Raw genomic sequence first — 1,512 nt, 5'->3', positions numbered from 1 at the left:
AATGAAAAAATAAAACTGGGCGGCGGACAAAAGGCAATAGACAAACAGCATGAAAGCGGCAAACTGACTGCCAGGGAAAGAATTTTAAAACTCCTTGATGAAGGAAGTTTTTCTGAAATTGATGCTTTTGTTGAACACAGATGCGTTAATTTTGGAATGGACAAAAAGAAATATCCCGGCGAAGGAGTTGTGTCAGGATACGGAACTGTTGATGGAAGATTAGTATACATATATGCCCAGGATTTTACGGTTATTGGAGGATCCCTGGGAGAAATGCACGCTGCAAAAATCGTGAAAACTCAGGAAATGGCTCTTAAGGTTGGAGCTCCTATAATCGGTATAAACGATTCAGGCGGAGCAAGAATACAGGAAGGTGTTGATGCTCTGTCAGGCTACGGCAAGATATTTTTCAACAACACCATAGCCTCAGGAGTAATACCTCAGATTTCTGTAATATTAGGACCATGTGCAGGAGGAGCAGTTTATTCACCTGCCATAACAGATTTCATATTCATGGTTCAAAATACCAGCAAAATGTTCATAACAGGTCCAAACGTAATAGAAACAGTAACAGGAGAAAAGGTGTCTGCAGAAAAGCTTGGCGGAGCAATGACTCACAACAGCATAAGCGGAGTGGCACATTTTCTGGATGATTCAGAAGAAGAATGCATAGAACACATAAGAACACTTTTAAGCTTTCTTCCTCAGAATAACCATTGAAACTTCACCTGCTAAGGTATCTCTTGATGATTTGAACAGAATAGATGAAGCATTAAATGAAATAGTGCCTGAAAATCCAAATAAGGCTTATGACATGAAAGATGTGATTTATTCATTGTCAGACAACAAGGAGTTCATGGAATATCAGCCATACTTTGCAATGAACGTTGTTACAGGATTCATGAGATTAAACGGAAAAAGTGTAGGCGTAATAGCAAGCCAGCCAAAGGTTCTGGCAGGATGTCTTGATATAAATGCTTCAGACAAAGCAGCAAGGTTCATAAGGACATGTGATTCATTCAACATACCGCTTCTTACATTGATGGATGTTCCGGGATTTTTGCCGGGAACACATCAGGAATACGGCGGAATAATAAGACATGGAGCAAAAATGCTCTATGCATATTCAGAAGCAACAGTGCCAAAGGTAACAGTAATAACAAGAAAAGCATACGGCGGATCATATATAGCAATGTGCAACAAGGAACTTGGAGCCGACATGGTGCTTGCATGGCCAACAGCAGAAATAGCAGTAATGGGACCGGATGGAGCAGCAAACATAATATTTAAAAATGAAATAGCTGAGGCCGAAGACCAAGAACGCAAAACGTAAGGAAAAAATAGAGGAATACAGAAATACAGTGGCAAATCCGTACACGGCAGCAGCAAGAGGCTATGTGGACCAGGTAATAGAGCCGTCAGAAACAAGAAAAAGAATAATAAGCGCATTTGACATGTTGTCAGGCAAAAGAGAATTAAGACCTGTAAAAAAACATGGCAATATTCCTCTGT

Annotated in this window: 1 pseudogene; it reads left to right on the top strand. The window is 40.2% G+C overall.

Features of this window, described 5'->3' with window-relative positions:
- Window positions 1-1,512 (top strand): annotated as a pseudogene (locus BN358_RS17460) (acyl-CoA carboxylase subunit beta); the annotation flags it as partial.

Source organism: Sedimentibacter sp. B4 (assembly GCF_000309315.1).
GTDB classification, from domain to species: Bacteria; Bacillota; Clostridia; order Tissierellales; family Sedimentibacteraceae; genus Sedimentibacter; species Sedimentibacter saalensis.
Note: the sequence above shows the minus strand (reverse complement) of the source record. Positions and strands in the feature narration are given on the sequence as shown.